This is a genomic window from Acidobacteriota bacterium (genome assembly GCA_030949985.1).
Lineage (GTDB): Bacteria > Acidobacteriota > Polarisedimenticolia > J045 > J045 > JALTMS01.
This window is the reverse complement of record JAUZRX010000127.1, coordinates 1-1,161: the sequence shown is the minus strand read 5'-3', so window position 1 is coordinate 1,161 and position 1,161 is coordinate 1. Positions and strand designations below refer to the sequence as shown.

Annotated in this window: 2 protein-coding genes; one reads left to right on the top strand and one right to left on the bottom strand. The window is 65.0% G+C overall.

Annotated features, from left to right (window positions below; all coding sequences use genetic code 11):
- Positions 1-477, bottom strand: a 477-nt coding sequence (locus Q9Q40_15615) for a hypothetical protein (protein ID MDQ7008649.1), incomplete at its 3' end; no start/stop codon positions are given.
- A 489-nt stretch (positions 478-966) separates the two neighbouring features.
- On the opposite strand from Q9Q40_15615, the gene Q9Q40_15610 reads away from it, so the two are divergent.
- Positions 967-1,161 (top strand): hypothetical protein (locus Q9Q40_15610; protein MDQ7008648.1); only part of this gene is annotated, 195 nt, incomplete at its 3' end.

Sequence of the window (1,161 nt, the reverse complement as noted above, 5' to 3'; positions counted from 1 at the left end):
GGGCTGATCACTTCGTCGTCGCTGCAACATACGCTGCCACACCTGCCACTGCTCATACAGCACCTTACCCAGCTCGTACAAACCGACCAGCATCGAGCCAGCGGACAGTGCGCTGAGAAAGTAGCTGCCAACCTCTAGCGCCGCGGCATGCTCCGGGCTGCCTGGATCGAGGGACGCAGCGGCGGCCGCGGCGAAGACAGCCGCCCCTGTCTGCAGCAGCGCCAGCACGAAGTAGAGCAACCGGTCCAAGCGCACAGCATGAGGTCGCACCACGGCGAGAACGGCGGTGAAGATGATGTACACAGCAGTGAGCATCCACGCGCTGGGCACGCAGCCAAGGTACTCTTGAAGACCGACGATGAAGCTGCTGACGACAGACATGGTCAGTTCGGCGACGAGGAACCACGGCGCCTTGCCACGGTACGCATCGAATCGGGCTTGCCGCGTATGCGACGGTCGGCACTTCGTCGGTTTCAACACGCAACACGACGCTGTATGCATCGGGACCAGACATCACCGTGGCCGTGAGCGTTGACGGCTACGGTGCTGGCGTGACGGCGATGGGGCTTGCCGCGTGTTCGCCGTCCGCTGGCACTGCGACGGTCTCGGCGCGCAACACGACTCTGTGTGCAGCAGGGCCCAGCACCATCGTGACGCTCACTGTGGCCGGTGGCTACGGCTACGGATCGTCGGCGCTGGGGCTCGTCGCGTATTCCTCCACCGGCGGCAACTCGCCCGTATCTGCACACGGCGTGACCTTGTATGCGGCGGGCCCCAGCGCCACCGTCGCCCTGTCGATCGTCACGGTTGGGGGGCGTGGCGCGTCGGCGATGGGCCTAGTCGCTACTTCATACAACGCCGGCTCCTCGTCAACCGTGACGAGCGCACCACACGACGCTGTACGCATCTGGCCCCAGCACCACCGTGACTCTAGGCGTCGTGGTTGGCGCGTACGGTGCGTCGTCGATGGAGGTTGCCGCGTTTTCATTCGACACCGGGACAGCATCCGTCGACCTTGCTTCCATTTCCGTTTGGCACTGCGCCGCCGCCGTAACGGCCAACGGCCCGGGATTGGTGCGCTTGGGCCCGCCGCAGGCCGGCGTGTCCTACGTGAACCACAGTGACGGTTTGCCGAGCTCATCGACGAATTGCTCGGCCCAC